The following is a 25,240-nucleotide window of genomic DNA, read 5'->3' as shown; positions in this document are numbered from 1 at the left end:
AACTGCGCGTAGTGTATAGAATTTGATTGTCAAGTAAAAACTTTCGCCACGACAAAAGCCTGTTTACCCGGCATAACATGCCTCAAGGCCTGAAATTCACTACGAGCGAGCGCTTGATCAATCCCTGGCCAATTGTCCCTAGCCCGCGCCAAACAAAGCCTCCAGCCCATGACCAACGCGGTTCCCACACCTCTGTCCACAGTATGCGTGGATAAGCGGGAAGCGGCCGATCCAGCCAATTTTCCCGCACGCAGATGACGGTTTACCGACCGCCACGCAGATTTTCTGGTCGCCCAGGTCACGCCGGGCGCAAGCAAGAGACGACGGCATGATCCTGAAGGTGGCGGTGCCGGTTCCGCTGCGTCACAGCTTCGACTACCTCCCGCCTGAAAATACTTCACCTGAGGACCTGCAGGTGGGAGCACGGGTACTGGTACCCTTCGGGCGGCGCCAGGTCGTGGGCTTCCTGGTGGGCTGGGATGAAGACGGCTCGGACATCCCCCGCGCGCGGCTTAAGACGGCCCTGGCCGTGCTCGACCGGCCGGCCCTGCTCTCGCCGGATGATTGGGAGGTGCTGCTGTGGGCCAGCCGCTACTATCACCATCCCTTGGGCGAGACCGTCGCCAGCGCTTTTCCGGTACTGCTGCGGCAGGGCCGTCCCGCTTCGCGCGATCTGCCCCAGCACCTGTGCCTGACCGAGGAAGGCCGGAGGGCGGAAGCGGGCAAACGGGCAGCGCGGCAGACGCTACTCCTTGATTGGATGCGCCAGCAGGAATCGGGAATCCCACTGGCGGAGTTGAACGCCCTGGACTGGGACTGGCGCGCCCCGGCGCGCGCGCTGATCCAGCGCGGCTGGGCCAGCATCGTGGAGGTCGCGCCAACCGGCGAAAGCCCCGAGCGGACTTCCGAGCCGGCGCTGCATCTGAATGCGGAGCAGGCCTCCGCGTTCGACGCTGTCGCGGCGGCCCTCGGCAGCTACGCCGCCTTTCTGCTGGAAGGCGTGACCGGCAGCGGCAAGACCGAGGTCTACCTGCAACTGGTGAGCGCCGTGCTGGAGCGCGGCGGCCAGGCGATGTTGCTGCTGCCGGAGATCGGGCTGACGCCCCAGTTGCTGGAGCGATTCCGCCGACGCTTTGCCGTGCCCATCGCCGTGTTCCATTCCGGACTGAACGAGCCCGAGCGGCTTAGAGCCTGGCTGTCCGTGCAGAGCGGCGAGTCGCCCATTTTGATTGGAGCACGTTCCGCCGTGTTCACGCCCATGGCCCGCCCCGGCCTGATCATTCTGGACGAGGAGCACGATACGTCCTTCAAGCAACAGGAAGGCTTTCGCTTCTCCGCCCGCGACGTGGCCGTGATGCGCGCCAGGCGGCTCGGCATTCCCATCCTGCTCGGTTCCGCCACACCGTCCCTGGAAAGCCTGAACAATGCGCACGCCGGGCGCTATCGGCACCTGCGCCTGCTCCGCCGGGCAGGCGAGGCGCAGCCGCCGGTCTTCCGGCTGGTGGACATCCGGGCGCAAAAACTCAAGGAGGGGCTTTCCCGCCCCTTGATCGACGCCATCGAGGACACCCTGGCCCGGGATGAGCAAGTCCTGCTGTTCATCAACCGCCGCGGCTTCGCGCCCACGGTGATTTGCCACGCCTGTGGCTGGGTGGCCGGCTGTCGGCGCTGCGACGCCCGCCTGGTCCTCCACGCCGGCGACGAGAAGCTATGCTGCCATCACTGCGGGCACGAGCAGCCGCGTCCGCGCGCCTGCCCGGCCTGCGGCGCGAGCGACCTGCGTCCCCTGGGCCTGGGTACGGAGAGACTGGAACGCGCGCTGGCGCAGCAGTTTCCCGGCGTACCGGCGCTTCGCATCGACCGAGACAGCACCCGGCGTAAAGGCAGCCTGGAAGACATGCTGGAAGATATCCACCAGCGCCGCGCGAACATCCTCATCGGCACCCAGATGCTGGCCAAGGGCCATCATTTTCCCCACGTGACCCTGGTGGCCATCCTCGACGTGGATGCAGGCCTTTACAGCAGCGATTTTCGCGCCGGCGAGCGCACCGCGCAGATGATCCTGCAGGTGGCGGGACGCGCGGGACGTGCGGAAAGACCAGGCAGCGTGATCCTGCAGACGCGGCACCCGCAGCACCCGTTGCTGCTCCGCCTGATCCGGCAGGGCTATCCGGGCTTCGCCGAAGCCGCCCTGTCCGAGCGGCAGGCGGCGGCTCTTCCGCCCTTCAGCCACCAGGCCTTGTTTCGGGCGGAAGCCACGGGGGAGCCGGCCGCGCGGTCGCTCCTGGAGCGACTTCGCGCCATCGCCGCCGAAACCGGCTCCGATGTGACGCTGTTGGGGCCAGCGCCCGCGCCCCTGCCGCGCAAGGCCGGGCGACACCGCTGCCAACTGCTGCTCCAGCACGACGCGCGCGCGCCGCTGCATCGACTGCTCGGGCACCTGCTGGACCGCATCGACACCCTGCCGGAAACGAAACAGGCGCGCTGGTCCCTGGATGTAGACCCGCTTGATCTATACTGACTGCCGCCCCGGGGTCCCCGCTCCAAGGAACCCGCAGCCCGCGACGGTGGCGCAATTGCCAGCGGGCTTCGCAATTTAGGATAATATTGACGCTGTCAATCCCCCCTCCCGACATACAGGACCTCATGAAAAAACGCCTGGAATCGCTGCTCCAAGCAGCCATCGACGCGCTTAGGAACCAAGGCGAATTTCCAAACGAAATCTTTCCCACCATCATGGTGGAACGCGCCCGCGACGCCCAGCACGGCGACTTCGCCAGCAACGTGGCGATGGTGGCTGCCAAGGCCGCACGCTGCAATCCACGCCAACTGGCGGAGAAGATCATCGCGGCCCTGCCGCAGGATTCGATTCTGACCAAAACGGAAGTGGCCGGCCCCGGTTTCATCAATTTCTTTCTCGACCCCAATGCCCAGTACCAGGTGGTGGAACGCATCCACCGCGAAGGCGCGCAGTTTGGCCGCAGTGTCAGCGGGGAAGGCCGCAAGGTGCAGGTGGAGTTCGTATCGGCCAATCCCACCGGGCCCTTGCACGTGGGGCACGGCCGTGGCGCCGCCTACGGCTCGGTGGTGGCCAACCTGCTCAAGGCGGTGGGTTTCAAGGTACACCGCGAGTACTACGTCAACGATGCCGGCCGGCAAATGGACATCCTCGCCGCCAGCGTGTGGCTGCGCTACCTGGAAGAATGCGGCGAAGTGCTGGCCTTTCCCTGCAACGGCTATCGCGGCGAATATGTGCGCGAAATCGCGGGCAACCTGCTCAATCAGGTGGGCGAACGCTTCCGCCACCCGGCCGCCACGGTGCTGGAAGGACTGCCCGCTGACGAGCACGAGGGCGGCGACAAGGAAATCTACATCGACGCCGTGGTCGACCGGGCCAAGTCCCTGCTCGGCGAGGAGAGCTACCGGCACGTGTTCGACGCCGGCCTCAATAATATCCTGGACGACATCCAGCAGGACTTGGGCGAGTTCGGGGTGGAATACGACGAGTGGTATTCCGAGCGCAGCCTCACCGAATCGGGAGCCGTCGAGCGTGCCCTGGAAAGACTGCGCGAAGGCGGCCACCTCTACGAGAAGGACGGCGCCATCTGGTTCGCCTCCGGCAAGCTGGGGGACGAGAAGGACCGGGTGGTGGTGCGCGAGAACGGTCAGACCACCTATTTCGCTTCGGACATCGCCTACCATCTGGACAAGCTGGAACGGGGCTTCGACCGCGTCATCGACATCTGGGGCGCCGATCACCACGGCTATATTCCTCGGGTGAAGGCCGCCCTGCAGGCCCTGGGTTCCGACCCGGACAAGCTGGATGTGCTGCTGGTGCAGTTCGCCGTCCTTTACCGGGGTGAAGAGAAGGTCCAGATGTCCACCCGCTCCGGCGAGTTCGTCACCCTCAGGCAGCTGCGCAACGAAGTGGGCAAGGACGCCGCGCGCTTCTTCTACGTGATGCGCAAATCCGACCAGCACATGGACTTCGACCTCAAGCTGGCTACCTCGCGCACCAACGACAACCCGGTCTATTATGTGCAGTATGCCCATGCCCGCATCTGCAGCGTTTTCCGGCAACTGGACGAGAAGGGGCTGGCGCGGGATCTCGTTTCCGGCATGGCCAATCTCTGCCGGCTGACCGAGCCCCATGAACTGGCCCTGGTGAACACTCTGGGCCGTTACCCGGAGGTGGTGGAAAGCGCCGCCCTGCAGCATGCGCCGCACCATCTGGTGAATTACCTGCGAGACCTGGCGGCGGAGTTGCACACGTACTACAACGCCCACCAGTTCCTGGTTTCCGACGCCGCCCTGCGCGACGCGCGCCTGAACCTCATCGCCGCCGTGCGCCAAGTGCTGGTGAATGGCTTGCGCCTGCTCGACGTCAGCGCCCCCGAGGCAATGTAAGGAAAGCCATGGACTACAAGCACCGGGTTCCCGGTAACCGCAGCCGCAAACCGCGAAGGCGCGACCGCACCGGACTGGTGGCCGGCGTCATGGTCGCCGTCACCACGGCCGCGGTCGCCATCTGGCTGTTCAGTGGCCACAATGCCGCCAATCCGCCAGGGGAAGACACGGCGCAAGCGCCCGCCGCAACAGCGACACCGCAATCAGGCGCCGCCAAGACCGCTTCTGGCGCAGCCGCCCCGCAGCCCCACCCCGTTCCCACGCCCAAGCCCCAGGAACCGCGCTTCTCCTTCTACAAGATCTTGCCGGAGAAGGAGGTCATCATTGCCGAGCATGAGATCAAGACCCTGAAGCGGGAAGAAAGCCTGGGCAAGAAACCGCCGACCGGCGGGCAATACCTGCTGCAGGCCGGCTCGTTCACGCGCCTTGAGGACGCGGAGAAACTAAGGGCCCGACTCTCCCAGTTGCAGGTGAAAGCCAAGATAGAGAGCGTGCGCATAGAGAATGCCGACTGGCATCGGGTGAAACTCGGTCCGTTCGACAGCCTGGTGAGTGCGGACCGGGTGCGGGTCTACCTGCGCTCGCGGCAGATCGACAGCGTGGTGCAGAAATCGACTCAGAAATAAGGGTCAGCGGGCGTGAATCCCTTCCTGTTCAAGGCCCACCCTTTGCTTTCCGCGACCATCGGCCTGTTCGCCGACCCGGCCGGGCAAAAGCTGAGCGAGGCGGCTTTGCTGCTTCTGTTCTACCTCGGGGCCAATCTGGTGTGGGCCATCGCCCTGGCGCTGATCCTGCGCGAAGCGGCCCAGTTGCAGCCCCGGCCGCTGGTCTTGTATGGCATGGCGTTGCCGGCCTTGATTGCCTACCTGCCGATAACCCTCACCGTCCTGCAGGATGTGCTCTCCCATACGTTCAGCTTGGCGGAACGCTTCATCCCGGTGTTCGCCCTGGCCATCGCCTGCTCGATGCTCGGCGCGCTGTATGGCCTCATGTTCCGCTATCCCCGCAGCGGCCGCCCCATCGGCCTGAACGCCGGCTTCACCGTGTCCCTCGCCATGCTGCTGGCGACCCTGCCCCTGGGTTTCGCCCTCCTGAAAAGCGATCTGCTGAGCGCCGTGCTTTGATTTGATTTAGACCGAAGGCCCCGCGTTGGTGTCCTTCTCCTGCAGTTCCTCAAGGCGCGCCTGTATCCGTGCCAGGGCCGCAGAGCTCTCGCCGGGATAAAGCGCTTGCAACTGCTGCACCGCCGCCGCCGCATCGCGCACCGCGGCGGCTCGCTCCTCCCGCTGTCGGCGCAAAGCCTCCAGCATGTCATCGAAGGCCGCTGCCAGTTCCTTCATCTGATCATGCTCGCGCAGGCTGGCGCGCAGATCCAGATTGCCTCGCCCGACTTCGCCGAACAACTTCTGGAACCGGTACATGGGGCCGGCGATCTTGTGGGAGATGTAGAGCACCACCACGGCCACGCAGATACCGGCAAACACGGCCGATACCAGGTTGCCGATGACGATGGAGGTACCCAGCTTCTGCCAAGTGTCGGCAATGCGCAGATGCGCGGAGCGAGCTTCGCTTTGCAGGTCGCTGGCTAGTAGCAGATAGAGGATGAACGCGGAGCAGACCGCGAACAACAGGATCATGACCAGCATCCAGGCGATGAATCGTCCCTGGAAAGCGCGCTGGATGAAGACGGTGCGGCGTTTGTTGACCACCGGTTGGTTCATTGCTTGGGTTCTCCTTTCGTATCGTGGCAAACCAGGCACAGATCGCCATTGCTGTTGTTGCGGCGCAGCAGATAGCTCTTGTGCAGGTCATCGTCGTTCATCAGCTTGTCCATGAAACTGACCGCGGCCCAGGGCCGGTCGCTGCTCAGCTTTCCATGGGCGGTGTGACAGGTCAGGCAGGTGATCTTCTTATCTCCATCCAGGGGCAAGTCCTTGGGCACCGGAAAATCGATTTCCACCCCCACCATGTGCATATGCTCCTCGGTGTGACAGACGTCGCACATGCCGGTGCCGTCCACCAGCAACTCATCCTCGCCCAGCACCAAGGCATGCCGGGTGCCGCTGGCATAGGCCTTGGGCATGTCCTTGTGGCAGGCTTGGCAGGCGTCGCTCGGCGGCTCGTCGAAAATCTCGTGGGGATTCTGCCGCACGTCGGCGCGCGGCGGGTCCTCCACCAAGATCAGCGCGGTGAGGGCCAAAACCAGGGTAAGCAGGGCCGATCGCATGGGGCTTCCTCAGAAGGTGGCAACCAGCTGAGCCATGCCCAGCCGTGTCTGGAAATCGGGCTCGGCGGTCTTCTGGTCGAAGCTGTCCGTGTACTCGAACTTCATCGTCAGGTAGGTGTTCAGGCGATAGCCAAAACCCACGGAGAGTTGTGGGATGGGACGTACCTTGTAGGCATTGCCATCGCCGTCCACCACGTAATCGTAATGGGGAAACCACTGCTGGAAGCGGGTATAGGCGTACAGATCATGCTCCAGCCATTTCTGCAGGTTGGCGATCAGCGTGACGTGATAGCCGACCTCACTGGGTTTGCCGTAGTCAGCGCCATTGGAGGCGACCTGGGGCTGCAGGCTGTTGCGCCACAGCACCTCGTTCAACAGGCGGAAAGGCCCGTAATTGAATGACAGATCCGCGGAATAAACCTGGTTGCGGGTCTGCTCATGGGTGTCCAGATCAAACAGCACCGACACGCCGCCGTCCACAATGGGCAGATCGGAGCGGCGATGTACCCGGTACGGGTTGTTCATGAAACCGCCGATGCGACCACCGATGGAGGTCCCATCGTCGTAAACCGAGTCGGTCCAGTAGAGGGCGTAACTGATGTTGTTCCAGTTGCCGTAGGTACGTACCCCGGTGGAGTTGAAGCCGCCGTTGGATGGGTTGATGCCGGAACCCTGGATGCGCTGGGTCGTCACCGGCGGCGTGATGGTCAGGCGGTCCTTGCTGGCGAAGAACTGATAGTCGGACGAGAACGGCAGATCGAAGGTGCCAGCCTGCAAGTGAAAGCCGGGCTCCTGAAAAATGCGGCCGCGAACCGGCACGGCATCGTCATACATATGGAAGTCGACAAAGGCGACACCGATCTGGACCTGGGGATCCGTGCCGTAGGGAAACCAATCCAGCGCCGCGCTGGCGGCAAAGTGTTCGCTTTCGACAATGCGGTCCAGATCCAGCTCGACCACGCCCAGGTTGAAGGTTTGCTGATTCCCCGTTTTGGTCTGCGCCGTGACATCGAAGAATCCGCCCACCTTGGGCCCTGATTCATCCTCCTCCGCCTCCACCTTCTTGGCGGGCAGAATCAGCTTTGACAACGGCGAAGTCGCTGGTTTCGCCGCCGCCTGGGTGGCCGGTTTCGATGGCGCGGCGGGAGCCGCCGCTTGCGCGGGGGCGGGTTTTGCCGCCCGCAGCTGATCGATCTCGGACTTCTGATCCTTTGTGAGCTGTTCCAGTTCGCGCACCCGCTGTTCCAACTGGTTCATCTGCTTGTCTTTCTGTTTCAGCATCTGTTCCACGATATTGCGGATGCGGTCTTCATCGGGGGTTGCCTGCGTCGCCGCCACCGCGCCGGGTAGCAGCGCCAGGGGGGCCAGCAGAGCGACGCCCCGAATCGGACATTTGATGTTCATGCGGGTACTCCCCCGGAACCTGTAGATGCATTCAGTCACGCTCCAAGAATAGAAAAAATTGCCATCTATACTAGGGGCAGCCTGCGAACGTAATTCGGGAATTTACCCTAGCTCAAATCCCTACACGCAGGGCCGACTGCGCGACACCCCCTAATGGCGCGGCCTTAAGGATCTGAGCATGAAAAGGAACAGGAGTCTGGTCATGTCGGAAGAAATGAAAGTCGGCACCAAGCTGACCCTCGGTTTCGGTACCGTCTTGTTGCTGCTGGTGGTCGTCGCCGCCACCGGACTCATCAGCACTGGACGCATCAATGACCGTGTCAATGACATTGTCAACGACAAGAACGTCAAGCTGGATCAGGCTCATGACCTGCTGATCGGGCTGCAGCAATCGGAAATCTATATCCGCGACCTGATCGACGCGCCCGATGCCGAGGGCGTGCGCCGGGAAGAGGGACGTTTGAACGACGCGCGCAAGCTCTACGGCGACGCGCTGGAGAAGCTGCAAGCGACGGTTTCCACGCCGGAAGGCAAGAAACTTCTGGCGGATGTAAGGCAGGAAATGGAGGTCACCCGCGCCGTGAACACCCGCATGATAGACGCAGCCCTTGCGGGCAAGCGGCAGGAGGCCGAGTCCACCCTGGAGAACACCGCGGAACCGCAGGCGAAGAAAGCCAAGGAAGCCATCGAGCGCTTCCTGAAGCAACAAATCGGGCTGTCCGAAGTCGCCGAGGAGGACGCCAAGGCGGCCTATGCCACCGCCAAGTTCAGCATCATCGGCATCAGCCTGGCGGCTCTGGTCATTGGCATCATGCTGCCCTGGTTCATGGTGCGCCAGCTCTTGAGCCAGCTGGGCGGCGAGCCTCAAAGCGTGGTCGACATGGCGACGCGCATGGCGGAAGGCGACCTTTCCATGGCCATACCGGTGCAAGCGGGTGACACGCACAGCATCGTGCATTCCATGGCCGCTATCCAGAGAGTGCTGCGGGAACTGGTGGGCGACACCCAGCGACTGGTGAACGCGGCCCTGGCCGGCAAGCTGTCGACCCGAGCGGACCTCAGCAAGCACCGCGGCGACTACCGCGACATCGTCAAAGGCATCAACGACACCCTGGATGCGGTGGTAACGCCCATGCAGATGGCCTCCGGCTACGTGGACCGCATCAGCCGGGGCGATATCCCACCGCGCATCACCGACACCTATCAGGGTGATTTCAACGCCCTGGCCAATAGCCTGAATGGCCTGATCGACACCTTTGACCGCTTCATCGCGGCGCAGATGAAGATATCCAAGGAACATGAGGCCGGCATGATCGACTACCGCATCCCGGAAGATCAGTTCGTCGGCGTCTACGCCCAGATGATGAAGAACATCAACGAACTGGTCGCTTCGCACATCGCCGTGAAAATGCGCGCGGTGGAGATTGTGAAGCGCTATTCGGTCGGCGACTTCTCCGTCTCCATGGACCGTCTGCCCGGGAAAAAAGGCGAGGTCACGGCGGCCATCGACCAGGTCAGGGACAGCCTGCAAGCCATGCAGGCAGAGATCATGCGCCTGGTGCAGGCGGCGGTGCAGGGCAATCTGTCCACCCGCGCCAATGCCGGGCAGTTCCAGCATAGCTTCCGTGACATGGTGCAAGGCGTCAATCAGACCCTGGACGCCATCGTCGGCCCTCTGGAAGACCTGGCCCGGGTGCAATCAGCCCTGGCCGACGGCAATCTGACGGAGAAGATGACCGGCGATTATCGCGGCACCTTCGCCAAGCTCAAGGACGACACCAACGCCACCATCGACAAGCTGGCGGACAGCGTGTTCGCCATCAAGGAGGCTACGGACGCGATCAACACGGCGTCCCAGGAAATAGCCATGGGCAATACGGATCTCTCCCAGCGCACCGAGCAGCAGGCTTCGAGCCTGGAAGAGACCGCTTCCAGCATGGAGGAGTTGTCTTCCACAGTGAAGCAGAACGCCGACAACGCACGCCAGGCCAACCAGATGGCGGTGGCGGCCTCCGACGTGGCGGTGCGCGGTGGCGACGTGGTGCAGCAGGTGGTGGGAACCATGAGCGCCATCAACGAAAGCTCGCGCAAGATCGTGGACATCATCAGCGTCATCGACGGCATCGCCTTCCAGACCAATATCCTGGCGCTCAACGCCGCGGTGGAAGCGGCCCGGGCCGGCGAGCAGGGCCGCGGCTTTGCCGTGGTGGCGGGTGAGGTGCGCAACTTGGCGCAACGCTCGGCGGCGGCGGCCAAGGAGATCAAGATGTTGATCGGCGACTCGGTGGAAAAGGTCGAGGACGGCGCGAAGCTGGTCTCGGAAGCCGGCCGCACCATGGACGAGATCGTTTCGGCGGTGAAGCGCGTTACCGACATCATGTCGGAGATTTCGGCCGCATCCATTGAGCAGAGCAGCGGCATCGAGCAGGTCAATCAGGCCGTCACCCAGATGGACGAAGCCACCCAGCAAAACGCTGCGCTGGTGGAAGAGGCGGCCGCCGCCGCGGAGTCCCTGGAAGAACAGGCCGGCAACCTGGCCGTGGCGGTGGCGCGCTTCCGCCTCGCGGGCCTTACCCCGGCCCTCGCCCGCCCCAGACGGGAACCTGTGGCCAGCCGACCGGCAATGTCGTCCAAGACCAAGCGTCCGGCCAAGTCGGCCGCCAAAGCCGCGCCTCCACATGCCGCGGAAGCCGACGACTGGGCCGAATTTTAAGAGAGCCCCGGCGGCGACCTGCGCCGCGGGGGCATTGCTAATAGAAGAGGAGAGGAACATGTCACTGATTACTTGGAGCAATCAATTGTCGGTCGGAGTCCAGGAAATCGACACCCAACACCAGAAACTCGTGCAACTGATCAACGGCCTGCATGACCACATGCTGGCCGGGGACGCCAACGACATCATGGGCAAGGTGCTGGACCGGGTCATCGACTACACCGGCTTTCACTTCGGAACGGAAGAACGCTTGATGGCCGAGCACGGCTATCCGGAATCGCCCGCCCACAAAAGCGAACATCAGAAACTGGTGGCCACGGCGGTGGACCTGCAGACCAAGCTGCGCACGGGTCAAGCTCACATCACCATGGAGACCATGAAATTCCTGCGTGACTGGCTGCAACACCACATCATGCAGTCCGACAAGGCGTTCGGCACCTTCCTCAAGTCCAAGGGCGTCGCGTGATACGGCAACGGGCTCATGGATGACGCAAGCCGGCCGATACAGAATTGCCTCCGGCTAAACTAGAGGAGTCACAACAATGGAAATCCAAGGAACTGCGTCTACGGTCCTGTCGCAAATGTTGGGTGCCGGCCAGACCAGCCAGGCCCACGAGGCCGCGGTGCTGAAAATGGCTAACGACCAGATCAAGCAAAACGGGGAAAATGCCCTGCAGCTGGTCCAAGCGGTACCCAAACCAGGACCCAATGGAAATCTCGGTCATCACCTCGATGTGATGGCTTGAAAGCCCACTTCCGCCCGGCCTACGCCGGGCGGCATGTTTTCCCACCGACCTCCCGCAATTCCCTTGCATTGACCCCGAGACCCTGCGTGGTTTGGTAGTGCCGTAGTTCTGCCCTATAATGCAAGCTTTATTTTTGGCCGGCAGCCCCGCAGGAAGAATACTCAGTGAGCAAGAATTTCATTTTTACCTCAGAATCCGTCTCCGAAGGCCATCCCGACAAGGTGGCCGATCAGGTATCCGATGCCGTTCTGGACGAACTGCTCCGGCAGGATCCCCGGTCGCGCGTCGCCGTTGAAACGCTGGTGAAAACCGGCATGGTCGTGCTGGCGGGCGAGGTAACCACCAACGCCTGGGTGGACACCGAAGAACTGGTGCGCAAGGTGGTCCATGACATCGGCTACGACAACCCGGATATCGGCTTCGACTGGCAGAGCTGCGCAGTGCTCACCGCCATCGGCAAGCAGTCGGCGGATATCGCCATGGGCGTGGACGAGAGTTCCGATCACGAACAGGGCGCCGGCGACCAAGGACTGATGTTCGGCTACGCAAGCAACGAGACGGATGTGTTGATGCCCGCACCCATCACCTACGCTCACCGCCTGGTGCAGCGCCAGGCCGAGGTGCGCAAGCACAAGGTTCTGCCCTGGCTGCGCCCGGACGCCAAGAGCCAGGTAACCTTCCGTTACGAAGACTACAAGCCGGTGGCCGTGGATGCGGTGGTGCTCTCCACCCAGCACTCCCCGGAGATCAGCCAGAAGGACATCCGCGAGGCGGTCATGGAGGAAATCATCCTGCATGTCCTGCCCAAGGAATGGCTGCACAAGGACACCAAGTACTTCATCAACCCCACCGGCCAGTTCATCATCGGCGGCCCCGTGGGCGACTGCGGCCTCACCGGGCGCAAGATCATCGTCGACACCTACGGCGGCATGGCGCGTCACGGCGGCGGCGCCTTCTCCGGCAAGGATCCGTCCAAGGTGGACCGCTCCGCGGCCTACATGTGCCGCTATGTGGCCAAGAACGTGGTGGCTGCGGGCCTGGCCGACCGCTGCGAAGTCCAGGTGTCCTACGCCATCGGCGTGGCCGAGCCGACCTCGGTGGCCATCGAGACCTTCGGCACCGCCAAGATCGACGAGGACCGCCTGAGTGCGCTGGTGCGCGAGCACTTTGACATGCGCCCCAAGGGCCTGATCACCATGCTCGATCTGCTCAAGCCGATCTATCGCCCCAGCGCCGCCTACGGCCACTTCGGCCGCACCGAGGCCAGCTTCAGCTGGGAAAAGACCGACAAGGCGGAACTGCTGCGCGACGCGGCGGGCCTTTAATCCACCCGACCTCCAGGGGCGGCCGCCAGGTCGCCCCTTCGCTTTTTCCCCACCGCCAGGGCTTTGGCGGAGCCGAGCCGGCTGAGGAGCGCTGCGACGAACCCTTCGAGGGTCGCCAGGCTCAGCTGTGGCGGCTGGTTTTTCAAACGGCGCTCGGCTCACCTCTGTCGGTTGATTTAGCCAACCGGCGCCATGACCGACAGGGAGTTTCAACGAGAGGAGTATGAAATGAACGCTGTGCTCAAATCCAACTTTACCGATTGCAAGATCGCCGATATCGGCCTGGCCGACTGGGGCCGCAAGGAGATCCGCATCGCCGAGACGGAAATGCCGGGTCTGATGGCCATCCGCGAGGAATACGCCGCCAGCCAACCCCTGAAGGGCGCCCGCATCACCGGCTCACTGCACATGACCATCCAGACGGCAGTGCTTATAGAAACCCTGACCGCTCTGGGCGCCGAGGTGCGCTGGGCTTCCTGCAACATCTTCTCCACCCAGGACCACGCCGCTGCGGCCATCGCCGCGGAAGGCATCCCGGTGTTCGCGGTGAAGGGCGAGTCGCTGGAGGAGTACTGGGACTACACCCACCGCATCTTCGAGTGGGCCGACGGCGGCTACTCCAACATGATCCTGGATGACGGCGGCGACGCCACCCTGCTGCTGCACCTGGGTGCGCGCGCCGAGAAGGATCAATCCGTGCTGGCCAAGCCGGGCAGCGAAGAAGAAACCATCCTGTTCGCCGCCATCAAGGCCAAGCTGGCCAAGGATGCCACCTGGTACTCCACCCGCCTGGCGCAGATCAAGGGCGTCACCGAGGAAACCACCACCGGCGTGCACCGCCTCTACCAGATGCACGAGCGTGGCGAACTGAAATTCCCGGCCATCAATGTCAACGACTCGGTCACCAAGTCCAAGTTCGACAACCTCTACGGCTGCCGCGAGTCCCTGGTGGACGGCATCAAGCGCGCCACCGACGTGATGGTGGCGGGCAAGGTTGCCCTGGTGGCCGGTTACGGCGACGTGGGCAAGGGTTCGGCCCAGGCCCTGCGGGCCCTGTCGGCCCAGGTGTGGGTCACCGAGATCGACCCCATCTGCGCCCTGCAGGCCGCCATGGAAGGCTATCGCGTGGTGACCATGGAATACGCCGCCGACAAGGCCGACATCTTCGTCACCTGCACCGGCAACTTCCACGTGATCACCCACGATCACATGAAGGCCATGAAGGATCAGGCGATCGTCTGCAACATCGGCCACTTCGACAATGAAATCGACGTGGCCGGCATCGAGGGTTATGAGTGGGAAGAGATCAAGCCCCAGGTGGATCACGTGATCTTTCCCGACGGCAAGCGCATCATCCTGCTGGCCAAGGGCCGCCTGGTGAACCTGGGCTGTGCGACCGGGCACCCGTCCTACGTGATGAGTTCCTCCTTCGCCAACCAGACCATCGCCCAGATCGAGCTGTACACCCGGACGGCGGACTATCCGGTGGGCGTCTACACCCTGCCCAAGCACCTGGACGAGAAGGTGGCGCGCCTGCAGTTGAAGAAGCTCAACGCGCAGCTCACCGAGTTGACGGATCAGCAGGCCGCCTACATCGGTGTGCCGAAGGAAGGCCCGTACAAGGCGGAACACTACCGCTACTAAGGAACCGCGGATTCATTCCGCGTTATCCTAAGGACCGAACGGGGGCGCTACAGGCGCCCCCAATCGTTTGTATAATCGGCGCAATAGGTCCAGCGCCGTGCGGTGTCAGCCCAAGGCTCTGGTCCGGCATCCCAGCGAGACGGAACCCCATGAGCCAGATCCTGATCCTGTACTCCACTACCGACGGCCACACGCGCAGCATCTGCGAGCGGCTCCGATCCATTGCCGAAGCAGCCGGCCATAAGGTTACGCTGGCGGATATCACCGAAAACGAAACCATAGACCCTGCGCCCTACGACAAGGTCGTCATCGGCGCCAGCATCCGTTACGGCAAACACAATCCCAAGGTCACGGCGTACATCAAGCGGCATCGGGCCACCCTGGAGCAAAGGCCCAGCGCATTGTTCTCGGTGAACCTCGTGGCACGCAAACCCGGGAAGGACACGCCCGAAGGCAACCCGTATTTCAGGCGGTATCTCAGACGGCTACCGTGGAAACCGCAACATCTGGCGGTGTTCGCGGGACGCTTGGATTATCCGTCCTACAGTTCCCTGGATCGCTGGCTGATCCGCATGATCATGTTCGTCACGGGCGGGCCCACCGACCCCAAGGCCGTGGTCGAGTTCACCGACTGGAAAAAAGTCGAGGATCTCGGACGGTTGATCGCCAGCATGTAGGCGCGCTGCGCCGATCAGGGCCGACGCGGTTCAGCGGTCCTTCCGACGCTTGCCGTGACCCGCCTCGATGCGATCCTGCAAGCGTTCCTGCTGCCGCTCGAAGCGCGCCCGGTCCTGAGTCTGCCTCTGCTCCGCCCGCATCTGCCGCGCCTGGAAATCTTCGCGCAGGCGCTGCTCCTGTCGCTCCTCGCGCCGTTGCAAACGTTCCTGCATGGCTCGCACTTCGTCCTCACTGGCATTGCGCCGTTCGAACCGCTCGAGCCGGTTCTGCTCCATGCGGTCGAAACGGCGGTCCAGTTGCTTCTGCTCGCGGGCCTGATTCTTATCGATGCGGTTCAGTTGTTGCTGGTACTGGCGCTCATCGCGCTGAATTTCACGCTCCAGCCGCTTCATCTGCTGCCGGGGATCGGGGGGAGGGGGAGGCGGCGGCGGATTGGGACGATGGTCGTAATCACGGTGATCCGAATCGCGATGCCACTGCCCGTAGCGAGGGTCGTAGTAATGGGGATTGCGGCCGTAGTAGGGATAACGGTTATACGTTGGGTACGTGCCGTAAGGGTAGCCAGGCGACCCATAGTAGTACGGGTCGTTGTAGTAGGAATCGTTGCTGCCCCGCGAATAGCCGCCATAGTCGTAACTGCTACAGGCCGTTAGCAACCAGCCGGCAGACGCCGCAAGAACCAGATTTCGCACGAACTTTACGGTTGCCATGACCTCACCGCTGCTGCCAGACTGCCACCCGCGCCACGACGGGCCACGCGCAAACTATCTCACCGATCGGCTGAACCCAGGCTGAATGCGTCGCCGGTCGTCAAGGGAGCCGAGAAACACCCCTCAGGGTTCGTTGATGCCCAAACCGGTTTCGATAGCGGTCAGCCGTTCTCGGAGGCGCTGCACTTCTTCTGTCAGATCCGCGACAGCCTGTTCCAGGTGCGCGATTCGGTCGCCACTCGTGACCGCCGAGCGCACGGGCGGCTCCGTTGCCGGCGCCAGATCAGCAAGGGGAATCTCGCCGAAAAACAAATGGGCGTAGCGCGATTCGCGCCGGCCCGGCTCCCGCGCCAGCTTGACGATGAAAGGTTCCTCCCGCGCCATGAGTTTGGCCAGCGCGTCCTCCACCTCGGAAACATCCCCAAAGCCGCATAACCTCTCCGCATGGGTACGCAGCTCCCCAGGCGTCTGCGGCCCCCTGAGCAAGAGCTCGCAGACGATCCCGACCTCCTGCTTGGACAACTTGAGCTCTCCGAATTCGGTGTTGCAGAAGCGGTGCTGAAATTTGGTCACCCGGTTGCCAAACCCGCTGGCCCGGCTCACCAGATAGCGCTTGACCAGGCCGTCCACCGTCTCCTGCACGACGGCCTCTGACAGATCCATCACTGGATCGCGGTTGCTTTTCTGATTGCAGGCATTGGTCAGCGCATTCAGTGAAAGAGGGTACTGGTCGGGCGTGGTGATTTCCTTTTCCATCAGTACACCGATGACCCTGGCCTCGTGTGGCGTCAGGAGAATTTTCATAGCTGTTTCCTCAAGTCGTTTCAGCCTTCAGGCACTGTGCCGGAGCCACCCTCTGAAGCGTAGCAGCAACAGCAAGCCCGGCAGCGCCAGAAGGGCACAGGCGATGAAAAACACGTCCCAGCCCATCCAGGTCGCCATCCAGCCGCTGGGCGCAGCCACCAACACCCTGGGTACGCCCATCAGGCTGGACAGCAGGGCATACTGGGTAGCGGTGAAGCGCTTGTCGGTCTGGTTGGCCATGAAGGCGATGAAGGACGCCGTACCCATGCCACCGGAAAGATTTTCGAAACTGATCACGGCCGTCAGCGCAACGAGATTCGCCCCGGTTTGGGTCAGCACCGCAAACGCCGCGGTGGACAAGGCCTGCAGCACGCCAAACTGCCACAGCGTGGCGTAGATGCCAAAGCGCAGAATCAGGGACCCGCCGATCAGCCCGCCCAACACGGTGGCCCAGAAGCCGAAGAGCTTGACCACCGCGCCGATCTCGGTTTTGCTGAAGCCGATTTCCAGATAAAACGGCGTGGTCATTTGACTGGCAACCGTGTCACCCATCTTGTAGAGCAGGATGAACAGCAGGATCCACCAGGCATCCGCGCGCCGGAAGAACTCCAGGAAGGGCTGTATCACGGCGTCGCGCAGGGTGCGGGGGATATGGGGCGCCGCATCGGGTTCCGGTGACAGCCAACTGACCAGAATGCCGCTGAGCAGGATGCCGCCCATCAGCAGGTAGACGGCTCGGAATCCGATCCAGTCCGCAAGGATCAGTCCACCGCCCGACGCCAACAGCATGCCGAGACGATAGCCATTCACGTACAGCGATGCCCCCAGGCCCTGCTCGCGCTCACCCAGGCTCTCGCGGCGGTAGGCGTCGATGAGCGTGTCCTGGGTGGCCGAGAAGAACGTCACGAGCAGCGCCAGTCCAGCCAGAAGCCAGGGGCTTTCCGCCGGCCTTGAGAAAGCGAGGCCTGCAATGGCGGCTCCCAACAGCGCCTGCGCCAGAATCAGCCACCCCCGGCGGCGCCCCGCCCAAGGCAGGCGGTAACGGTCAAAGATCGGGGCCCAGAGAAACTTGAAGGTATACGGCAAACCGACCAGCGCGAACAAACCGATGGTGGTGAGATCCACCCCGGATTCTTTCATCCACGCCTGCAGCACTGAGCCCGTCAACAGCAGCGGCATTCCTCCATAAAAGCCCATGAAGAATGCGACGAGCATGCGCCCGCTGAAGAATACGCGAAAGATCGAAGTCCGCTCAGATCGGGTAGCCATAATCGACGGTCAACGGCGCGTGATCGGAAAAGCGCTCGTCCTTGTAGATCGCAGTCGCACGCAATGCGGGCCTGAGGCTTGGACTGATCACCTGATAGTCGATGCGCCAGCCCACGTTCTTCGCCCATGCCTGTCCGCGGTTGGACCACCAGGTGTATTGTTCCGGCTCCTGGTTGAGGGTCCGGAATGCATCAACCCAACCCTCCTCTCCGAACAACCGGTCCATCCAGGCCCGCTCCTCGGGCAGAAATCCGGAGTTCTTCTGATTGGACCGCCAGTTCTTGAGGTCGATGTTCCTGTGTGCGATGTTCCAGTCGCCGCAAAACACGTAGTCGCGGCCCGACCCGGAGCATTCTTGCAGGTACGGCAGGAAGCGCTCCATGAAGCTGAACTTCACCGCCTGCCGCTCCTCGCTGGAAGACCCGGAGGGAAGGTACAGGGAAACAACACTGAGGTTGCCGAACCGGACCTCCAAATAACGCCCTTCCGCGTCCATGTCAGGCCAGCCCAGACCCTGTATCACCTCGTCCGGCTCCCTACGGCAGTACACGGCAACTCCGCTGTAGCCCCGCTTTTCCGCATCGAGATAGTAAATGGAATAGCCCTCGGGCCAAAAAACCGGGTCATTGAGCTGCTCGGCCTGCACCTTGGTTTCCTGCAGACAGGCCACGTCGGCATCCTGGGCGGCAAGCCACTGAAAAAAACCCTTGCGGGCGGCGGAACGTACGCCGTTGACGTTGGCGGTAATGATGCGCATAAGGGCTCGTGAAGGGTCGGCGCGCGGCTCAGTGTTCAGGCCGGGGTGCCGGTGGATGTGTCAGCTTGATATCAGTTGAGGACTTGCGTAATATGGCGAATTTATTTTTATCTGAACTATCCACGCGCAGGTTCATCATGAAGCCGGAAATCCACCCCGAGTACAAGACCATCACCGTCAACTGCAGTTGCGGTAACTCATTCGAGACTAAGTCCACCATCTGCAAGGACCTGCACGTCGAAGTCTGCGCCGCGTGCCATCCATTCTATACGGGCAAGCAAAGACTCGTCGACACCGCCGGCCGGGTGGACAAGTTCCGCCGCAAGTACAGCCGCGGCTAAGCCTCGCACCATTGCGCGCCGCTGGCATCGACCTGCGGCAGCGCACTGCAATGCACGGGGAGTCGCTTACACCGCGTTCTGTATCAGTTCGTCCAACTGCTCCAGATTTCCCCCGGCCTTCTGCCCTCCCTTGCGGCGCAAGCCCCGGCTCTTCCTGCGCTCATCGAACAGCAGCAGTTCGATCCGCACGCCATCCGCATAAAACGCGAAGGCGGGCAGGCGTTGCGGTCTACCCTCGTCAAACAGAACGTGCTCGCTTTCCTCAAATGGAATGCCCGCGTCCGCCAGCCTGAACTGCACCGCCTCCGATTCATCGGCAAAGAGATGCAGGGTAATTGCGCTGTGGCGACCCGCCGTGCCGTCCCAGACGCTCCCGCACAAGAGCGGCGCGAACGGCGCGAGGAATTTCATGGCTTCCGCGGCCAGCAGCCGAAGCCGCAGCAAAGTGTCAGCCTGACTCTCCGGATTGTAAATCCTCTGATATTCCAGCAACGCGGCGTCTATTTCCTCGTCCCGCGGCGCCGAACGGCTCGCCGCCACACCCAGCCGGCGGGCCGCCTTGCGCCGGGCTAAATCGTATTCGCGCACACCCTGTTCGTGCATGATGCGGGCTGCCTCTTGGGCAACCCGAAGGCGAATCCTGTTGCGCTGCGGCATGGGACGAAAAGCCAGATAAGGACGTCGAAATCAGAACAGGGATTCCAGCGACTTAGCGGCGCGCTCCTGGCGCGGGGGCGCAGGCTCGCCGCCGGCGCTGGCAGCCCCGGCTTCACCCTCGCTGTGGCGCTCTGACACCGCAGGCGCCGCATAATACTTGGGCACCCGTTCGCTCGGAAAAATCTCAAACACCCCGCGCGAGCTGCCGGCCGGCGCGAGCAGCCCGCTGCCCGGGTCGATTCGGACCGTGGTCAGCCCCTCCGGCACATCGAAGCTCTTCTCTGGAACATCCCGCAAGGCCTCGCGCATGTATGCGATCCACATGGGCAAGGCGGAGTGCCCGCCGGTTTCTCCCTCGCCCAGCGGTTGATAGGAATCGAAGCCCATCCAGCAAATCGTCACCAGCGACGGCGTGTAGCCATTGAACCAGGTGTCGCGCTGATCGTTGGTGGTGCCCGTCTTGCCAGCCAGGTCGGCCCGCCCCAGGCTCATGGCCCGGGTCGCCGTGCCAATGCGGACGACGTCCTGCAACATAGAATGCATCATGTAATGGACCTGGGGGCTCATCACGCGGGGCGCCAGGTTGCCACGCACAATTGAATCCCCCGTGCAGTCGGCGCAGGCCACGCTGGGCGTGGCTTCATATAGGGTCTCGCCGTTCTGGCGGAGGATTTTCTCGATGATATAAGGCTCAACCCGGAACCCGCCGTTGGCAAAGGCCGAATAGGCCTGGGCCATGCGCAGGGGAGTCGCCGTGCCGCTACCCAAGGCCAGAGACAGTGACCGCGGCAACTCGTCCTGGGTGAAGCCGAACTTCTTGGCGGTTTCGATGGTGCGTTTCAGCCCGACCTCGCGCAGCAAGCGGATGGACACCAGGTTGCGCGACTTGGCCAAGGCCACGCGCAGCCTGGTAGGACCGTAAAACTTGCCGCCAAAATTCTGCGGCTTCCAAACCCCACCCTCCACGGCCGGGTCGTAAAAGACAAACGGTGCGTCATTGACCACGCTGGCGGGGGTGAAACCCTTTTCCAGCGCCGCCGTGTACAGGATGGGCTTAAAGCCGGAACCCGGCTGACGGCGGGACTGGGTTGCCCGGTTGAACTTGCTGTGGTTCCAGTCGTACCCCCCGACGATGGCTAGAATGGCGCCGCTGCTTGGGTCCAGCGAGACCAGTGAGCCTTCCACCGCCGGCACCTGTGCCAGCACCATGGCGCCGTCCTGATTGCTGCGTAAGCGCACGATGTCGCCTGGCTTCAGCACCTCCTTGACACTGCGGGGGTAAGCACCGGTGGCATCCGCATTGATGTACTTGCGCGCCCAGCGCACCCCGTCCCAAGCCAGGGTGGTGCGCTGCGACTGACCCAGGTAGACCTCGGCGGCGGTATCGCTGACGGCAGTTACCAGACCGGCGATGGTGTCACCCAGCCTCTCCGCACCGGCGAGCTGTTCATCCCACTCTGCCTCGCTGCGGATCTTGCGCAAATCCAACTGCTTTTTTGCGCCCCGGTAGCCATGACGCTCGTCGTAATCATGTAGGGCGTCGCGTACCGCTTTCTTGGCTTCATTCTGCAGGCGCTCGTCCACGGTGGTATAGACCTTGTAACCGTTGACGTAGGCGTCTTCGCCATACTGCGCATACATCTCGCCGCGCACCATCTCCGCCACGTACGGCGCGTAGAATTCAACGGTGACGGTATGCAGGCTCGCGTTGACCGGTTCGGCAATGGCCTCTCGGTACTGGGCGTCGGTGATGCGCCCCAGCGTCTGCATGCGCTTCAGCACGTAGTCACGGCGAATCAAGGCCCTTTCCGGGTTGGCCAGAGGATTGAAAGCAGAAGGCGCCTTGGGGAGACCAGCAATCATGGCCACCTCGGCCAGACTCAGTTCGCTGACGTGCTTGCCGTAGTAGACCTGGGCGGCCGCCTCCACGCCGTAGGCATGGTGCCCGAAGTAGATCTTGTTGAGATAGAGTTCCAGAATCTGGCGCTTGGGCAGCTTGGACTCGATCTTCATCGCCAGCATGATCTCCTTAAGCTTGCGGAAAAAGGTCTTCTCGCTGCTCAGGAAGAAGTTGCGCGCCACCTGCATGGTGATGGTACTGCCACCCTGCCGCTTTTCTCCGGTTCGGGCGAACAGCACCGCCGCCCGCGCAAGACCTTGGTAGTCGACGCCCGGATGGTCGAAGAAGCGATCGTCCTCCGCCGCAAGGAAGGCATCTACCACGGTCTGCGGAATCTGCTCGAAATTCAGCGGCTCGCGCTTCTTCTCGCCGAATTGCGCGATCAACTTTCCGCTCTTGGTATAGATGCTCATGGGCATCTGGTAACGTACGTCGCGCAATACCTCGATGTCGGGCAACTGCGGTTCCAGATAGCTGTATAACGCGTAGGCGCCCAACGCACCGGCCGCAGCCGCAACCAGAAGCAGCACGAGGGTGAACTGGAAGAATCGGGTGAGAAAGCCAGTGCGCCGCGGTACGGGCGCTTTTTTCGAAGTCTTAGGCAAATTGCGTATCGCCTGGTATCTGGGCACGTGGGAGTCCTGCCCGATACCCAATTTCATGTTTAGGCAAAATGTGAACTGCTACTATACTACACCACGGAGCTTAAATCCCCCTGTCTAGCGTCGGCGCAGCGGCAGCCGGTTTCATGATTTAAGGGAGACCCGCCTAAAAATTCGGATCAAGGGCACAGGAACTCGGTCATGTTTTTCTTGAAGCGAAAAAAACCGCAGTTATTGGGAATCGACGTCAGTACGGCTGCGGTGAAGCTGCTGGAACTGAGCAGAACGGGTCCACGCTTTCGCGTTGAAAGCTATGCCGTAGCGCCGCTCCCGCAGGATGCGGTGGTGGATAAGACCATCGCCAAGGTGGAAGCCATCGGCAACACCATCAAGACGGTCGTCGCCCAGTCCGGCACCAAGCTCAGGCATGTCGCGGTCGCAGTGGCCGGCTCCTCCGTCATCACCAAAGTCATCGCCATGCCGGCGTCCCTCGGTCCCGATGAGCTCGAGGCGCAGATCGAGATGGAGGCGGACCAGTACATTCCCTACGCTTTGGATGAGGTGAGCCTGGACTTTGAAGTGCAGGGCCAAAGCGAGAGCAACCCGGAAATGGTTGACGTCCTGCTGGTGGCATCGCGAAAGGAAAACGTCGAGGACCGGGTAGCCGCGCTGGAACTGGCGGGCCTGAAGCCGGAAATCGTGGACGTTGAGTCCTACGCCCTGGAAAACGCCTTCCGGCTGGTGCTGGAGCAGATGCCCAAGGCCGGGCCCGACAGCACCGTGGCGATCGCCGACATCGGCGCGACCATGACCACCCTGAACGTCCTGCACCGCAATCGCATCATCTACACCCGGGAACAGGGTTTCGGCGGCAAGCAGTTGACCGAGGAAATCCAGCGCCGCTACGGCCTTTCCTACGAGGAAGCAGGGCTCGCCAAGAAGCACGGCGGCCTCCCCGACAACTACACGCCGGAAGTGCTGGAACCGTTCAAGCAAGCCATGGCGCAGCAGATCGGGCGTTCGCTGCAGTTCTTCCTTTCCTCCAGTTCCCACCGTGGCGTCGAACACCTGGTCCTGGCCGGGGGCTGCGCCTCGATCAACGGCATCGACCGTTTCGTCGAACAAAGCCTCGGCATACCCACCGTCGTCGCCAACCCCTTCATACATATGTCCCTGGCTAGCCGGATCAAGCCCCAGAGCCTGAGTAACGACGCCCCGGCCATGATGACGGCCTGCGGACTGGCCTTGAGGAGCTTCGACTGATGGCGAGAATCAACCTCCTCCCCTGGCGTGCGGAACTCCGCAAACAGCAGCAAAAGGATTTCGCCGCGGCGATCATGCTGGGACTGGCCCTGACCGCGGCCATTTTCCTGCTGGTGCGCTCGCACATCGGCTCGCAAATCGAATACCAGACGCAGCGCAACCAGTTCCTACAGTCAGAAATCGCCGTCCTGGACGGAAAAATCAAGGAAATTCAAAACCTGGAAGCTCAGAAGAAGAAGCTGCTGGCCAAGATGGAGATCATCCAGCAACTCCAGTCCAGCAGGCCCGAAATCGTGCACCTGTTCGACGAAATCGCGCGCACTGTGCCGGAGGGTGTCTTCCTGAACGATCTCACCCAGTCGGACAAGAACCTGACCATCAATGGCTTCGCCCAGTCCAATGCACGGGTTTCCGCCTACATGCGCAGCCTGGAAGCGTCGCCGTGGCTCAAGGATCCCGTGCTCACCATCATTGAGAGCAAGGACCCGGGCAAGGACTCCAAGAAGGGAAAGAGCCGCTTCACGCTTCTGGTCAAGCAGGGAAACGAGAAGCTCGCCGACAAGGGGCAGGGTAAGCCATGAATCTTTCGAATATCAATTGGGACATCGAGAACGCGGGAGCCTGGCCCGCACCGATCAAGTTTGCGATCATCCTCTTGCTCTGCTTGATCCTGGCAGGCGTCGGTTATTATCTGGACACCCAGGACCAGTTGGCCGAACTGGAAAGGCTGCAGGCGCAGGAAGGCGAACTCAAGAGCTCCTTCGAAGCCAAGCAGAAAAAGGCCGTCAACCTGGAGGAATACAAGCAACAGCTGCAACAGATCGAAGAGTCCTTTGGCGATCTGCTCAGACAGTTGCCCGACAAGACCCAGGTCCCTGACCTGCTGGTGGACGTGTCGCAGACTGGGCTCGCCAGCGGCCTGGAATTCGAGCTGTTCAGGCCCGGCGCCGAAGTGCCCAAGGAGTTCTACGCGGAGTTGCCCATCGACATCCGTGTCATCGGAGACTACATGGAATTCGCCAACTTCGTCAGCGGACTCGCGTCCCTTCCGCGCATCGTCACCATCCACAATATCAAGATCACGCCGCGTAACCTACCGGCAGGCTCCAAGGGCAAACCCCTGGTCATGGACGCGCTGGTAAAGACCTACCGTTACCTGGAAGACGGTGCGGCGAAGCCCAATCAGGACAAGAAACCGAGGAGATAAAGGCCATGCTCAGCGCCGGCGGTGCCTTTTCCGGAGTGTCGCGCAGTCTCAGGCTGGGCCTGCTGCTTGCCTTGTGCACAGGGCTGGCGGCATGCGGCCAGGACGATTTTGCCGACCTGAAGGACTACGTGGCGGAAGTGAAACAGCGGCAGAAAGGCGCCGTGGAACCGCTGCCTGAAATCAAGACGGTCCAGCCTTTCGTGTTCGTGGCGGAAGACATGCGCAACCCCTTCGTGCCTGACGACAAAGCCGATGCTCAGGCGGAAGAGGTGAAGGTCGCGGATAACGGCATCAGGCCGGACACCGCAAGACCAAAGGAAGAGTTGGAGGCCTACGATCTCGATTCCCTGCGTTTCGTGGGCACTGTCGACTGGAACAATGCCTTATGGGGCATGGTGCGGGCGAACGACGGAACCATCCACCGGGTTCGCGCTGGCAACTACATGGGTCGCAACTTCGGCAAGATCATCCGTATCCGGGACGACCAGATCGAATTAATCGAGATCATACCAGACGGTCCGGGAACCTGGCGGGAACGCAAGGCCGCCCTGGATTTGGCAGACGCGAGCGGTGAGAAAAGATGAAA

General features: G+C 62.2%; 24 protein-coding genes and 1 riboswitch. Of the genes, 15 read left to right on the top strand and 9 right to left on the bottom strand.

Annotated features, from left to right (window positions below):
• Nucleotides 1–328 precede the first annotated feature (328 nt).
• The 4 genes from EK23_RS17530 (at nt 329) to EK23_RS17515 (ending at nt 5,531) form a co-directional block, all read left to right on the top strand.
• The gene (locus tag EK23_RS17530; RefSeq protein WP_045226695.1) at nt 329–2,521 is read left to right on the top strand and encodes a primosomal protein N'; all 2,193 of its coding nucleotides are present in this window, start codon (nt 329–331) and stop codon (nt 2,519–2,521) included.
• A 125-nt stretch (nt 2,522–2,646) separates the two neighbouring features.
• Entirely contained in the window at nt 2,647–4,407 is a 1,761-nt protein-coding gene (gene argS / locus EK23_RS17525; RefSeq protein ID WP_045226694.1) for an arginine--tRNA ligase, read from the top strand.
• Nucleotides 4,408–4,415: 8 nt separating this feature from the next.
• Nucleotides 4,416–5,033: an SPOR domain-containing protein gene (locus EK23_RS17520; RefSeq protein WP_045226693.1), complete on the top strand. Its 618-nt coding sequence runs from the start codon at nt 4,416–4,418 to the stop codon at nt 5,031–5,033.
• Nucleotides 5,034–5,045: 12 nt separating this feature from the next.
• Nucleotides 5,046–5,531 (top strand): hypothetical protein, encoded by a 486-nt coding sequence (locus EK23_RS17515; protein ID WP_045226692.1) that lies wholly within the window; start codon nt 5,046–5,048, stop codon nt 5,529–5,531.
• 6 nt (nt 5,532–5,537) lie between these two features.
• On the opposite strand, the gene EK23_RS17510 is transcribed toward EK23_RS17515, so the two are convergent.
• Genes EK23_RS17510 through EK23_RS23995 form a run of 3 tightly spaced genes read right to left on the bottom strand, consistent with a single transcriptional unit; the run spans nt 5,538 to nt 8,038 of the window.
• The gene (locus EK23_RS17510) at nt 5,538–6,128 is read right to left on the bottom strand and encodes a HAMP domain-containing protein (protein ID WP_045226691.1); all 591 of its coding nucleotides are present in this window, start codon (nt 6,126–6,128) and stop codon (nt 5,538–5,540) included.
• Nucleotides 6,125–6,634: a cytochrome c3 family protein gene (locus EK23_RS17505; protein ID WP_045226690.1), complete on the bottom strand. Its 510-nt coding sequence runs from the start codon at nt 6,632–6,634 to the stop codon at nt 6,125–6,127. The genes EK23_RS17510 and EK23_RS17505 overlap by 4 nt, the downstream gene beginning before the upstream one ends.
• A gap of 9 nt (nt 6,635–6,643) precedes the next feature.
• Nucleotides 6,644–8,038: a hypothetical protein gene (locus EK23_RS23995; protein ID WP_045226689.1), complete on the bottom strand. Its 1,395-nt coding sequence runs from the start codon at nt 8,036–8,038 to the stop codon at nt 6,644–6,646.
• A 202-nt stretch (nt 8,039–8,240) separates the two neighbouring features.
• Between EK23_RS23995 and EK23_RS24610 the strand changes: the two genes are divergently transcribed.
• The 6 genes from EK23_RS24610 (at nt 8,241) to hemG (ending at nt 15,143) form a co-directional block, all read left to right on the top strand.
• The gene (locus EK23_RS24610; protein WP_052808298.1) at nt 8,241–10,751 is read left to right on the top strand and encodes a methyl-accepting chemotaxis protein; all 2,511 of its coding nucleotides are present in this window, start codon (nt 8,241–8,243) and stop codon (nt 10,749–10,751) included.
• Between the two features lie 58 nt (nt 10,752–10,809).
• On the top strand, nt 10,810–11,217 hold the full coding sequence (locus EK23_RS17490; protein ID WP_045226688.1) for a bacteriohemerythrin: 408 nt from the start codon (nt 10,810–10,812) through the stop codon (nt 11,215–11,217).
• 76 nt (nt 11,218–11,293) lie between these two features.
• Nucleotides 11,294–11,497, top strand: a complete 204-nt coding sequence (locus EK23_RS23405) for a putative motility protein (protein WP_145998719.1) — start codon at nt 11,294–11,296, stop codon at nt 11,495–11,497.
• A gap of 164 nt (nt 11,498–11,661) precedes the next feature.
• Nucleotides 11,662–12,822 carry a methionine adenosyltransferase gene (gene metK, locus EK23_RS17485; protein WP_045226687.1) on the top strand — a complete coding sequence of 387 codons (1,161 nt, stop codon included), beginning with the start codon at nt 11,662–11,664 and terminating at the stop codon, nt 12,820–12,822.
• Nucleotides 12,823–12,899: 77 nt separating this feature from the next.
• Nucleotides 12,900–12,984: riboswitch (S-adenosyl-L-homocysteine riboswitch) on the top strand.
• A 66-nt stretch (nt 12,985–13,050) separates the two neighbouring features.
• Entirely contained in the window at nt 13,051–14,466 is a 1,416-nt protein-coding gene (gene ahcY / locus EK23_RS17480; protein ID WP_045226686.1) for an adenosylhomocysteinase, read from the top strand.
• A 149-nt stretch (nt 14,467–14,615) separates the two neighbouring features.
• Nucleotides 14,616–15,143, top strand: coding sequence for a menaquinone-dependent protoporphyrinogen IX dehydrogenase (hemG, locus tag EK23_RS17475; protein ID WP_045226685.1), 528 nt, complete (start codon nt 14,616–14,618; stop codon nt 15,141–15,143).
• A gap of 30 nt (nt 15,144–15,173) precedes the next feature.
• Here the strand turns inward: hemG and EK23_RS17470 are convergent, their stop codons facing one another.
• The 4 genes from EK23_RS17470 to EK23_RS17455 all read right to left on the bottom strand — a co-directional run bounded on the left by EK23_RS17470 (nt 15,174) and on the right by EK23_RS17455 (nt 18,684).
• The gene (locus EK23_RS17470) at nt 15,174–15,854 is read right to left on the bottom strand and encodes a hypothetical protein (protein WP_045226684.1); all 681 of its coding nucleotides are present in this window, start codon (nt 15,852–15,854) and stop codon (nt 15,174–15,176) included.
• Nucleotides 15,855–15,977: 123 nt separating this feature from the next.
• Nucleotides 15,978–16,658, bottom strand: a complete 681-nt coding sequence (locus tag EK23_RS17465; protein ID WP_045226683.1) for a YceH family protein — start codon at nt 16,656–16,658, stop codon at nt 15,978–15,980.
• Between the two features lie 27 nt (nt 16,659–16,685).
• On the bottom strand, nt 16,686–17,927 hold the full coding sequence (locus EK23_RS17460) for an AmpG family muropeptide MFS transporter (RefSeq protein WP_235282180.1): 1,242 nt from the start codon (nt 17,925–17,927) through the stop codon (nt 16,686–16,688).
• Nucleotides 17,911–18,684 (bottom strand): exodeoxyribonuclease III, encoded by a 774-nt coding sequence (locus EK23_RS17455; protein WP_045226681.1) that lies wholly within the window; start codon nt 18,682–18,684, stop codon nt 17,911–17,913. The genes EK23_RS17460 and EK23_RS17455 overlap by 17 nt, the downstream gene beginning before the upstream one ends.
• A 137-nt stretch (nt 18,685–18,821) precedes the next feature.
• On the opposite strand from EK23_RS17455, the gene rpmE reads away from it, so the two are divergent.
• Entirely contained in the window at nt 18,822–19,025 is a 204-nt protein-coding gene (gene rpmE, locus EK23_RS17450) for a 50S ribosomal protein L31 (RefSeq protein WP_045226680.1), read from the top strand.
• Between the two features lie 66 nt (nt 19,026–19,091).
• On the opposite strand, the gene EK23_RS17445 is transcribed toward rpmE, so the two are convergent.
• Both EK23_RS17445 and EK23_RS17440 read right to left on the bottom strand, forming a co-directional pair.
• The gene (locus EK23_RS17445) at nt 19,092–19,628 is read right to left on the bottom strand and encodes a hypothetical protein (protein ID WP_158002537.1); all 537 of its coding nucleotides are present in this window, start codon (nt 19,626–19,628) and stop codon (nt 19,092–19,094) included.
• Nucleotides 19,629–19,712: 84 nt separating this feature from the next.
• Entirely contained in the window at nt 19,713–22,214 is a 2,502-nt protein-coding gene (locus EK23_RS17440; RefSeq protein ID WP_235282179.1) for a penicillin-binding protein 1A, read from the bottom strand.
• A 171-nt stretch (nt 22,215–22,385) separates the two neighbouring features.
• Between EK23_RS17440 and EK23_RS17435 the strand changes: the two genes are divergently transcribed.
• Genes EK23_RS17435 through EK23_RS17420 form a run of 4 tightly spaced genes read left to right on the top strand, consistent with a single transcriptional unit; the run spans nt 22,386 to nt 25,238 of the window.
• The gene (locus EK23_RS17435; RefSeq protein ID WP_045226678.1) at nt 22,386–23,447 is read left to right on the top strand and encodes a pilus assembly protein PilM; all 1,062 of its coding nucleotides are present in this window, start codon (nt 22,386–22,388) and stop codon (nt 23,445–23,447) included.
• Nucleotides 23,447–24,028 carry a PilN domain-containing protein gene (locus EK23_RS17430; RefSeq protein WP_045226677.1) on the top strand — a complete coding sequence of 194 codons (582 nt, stop codon included), beginning with the start codon at nt 23,447–23,449 and terminating at the stop codon, nt 24,026–24,028. Before EK23_RS17435 ends, EK23_RS17430 begins: the two co-directional genes overlap by 1 nt.
• On the top strand, nt 24,025–24,654 hold the full coding sequence (locus EK23_RS17425) for a type IV pilus inner membrane component PilO (RefSeq protein ID WP_045226676.1): 630 nt from the start codon (nt 24,025–24,027) through the stop codon (nt 24,652–24,654). Before EK23_RS17430 ends, EK23_RS17425 begins: the two co-directional genes overlap by 4 nt.
• 5 nt (nt 24,655–24,659) lie before the next feature.
• Entirely contained in the window at nt 24,660–25,238 is a 579-nt protein-coding gene (locus EK23_RS17420; RefSeq protein ID WP_082054309.1) for a pilus assembly protein PilP, read from the top strand.
• Nucleotides 25,239–25,240: the final 2 nt, after the last annotated feature.

Origin of the sequence: Methyloterricola oryzae, assembly GCF_000934725.1 — a bacterium.
Classification (GTDB): domain Bacteria; phylum Pseudomonadota; class Gammaproteobacteria; order Methylococcales; family Methylococcaceae; genus Methyloterricola; species Methyloterricola oryzae.
Note: the sequence above shows the minus strand (reverse complement) of the source record. Positions and strands in the feature narration are given on the sequence as shown.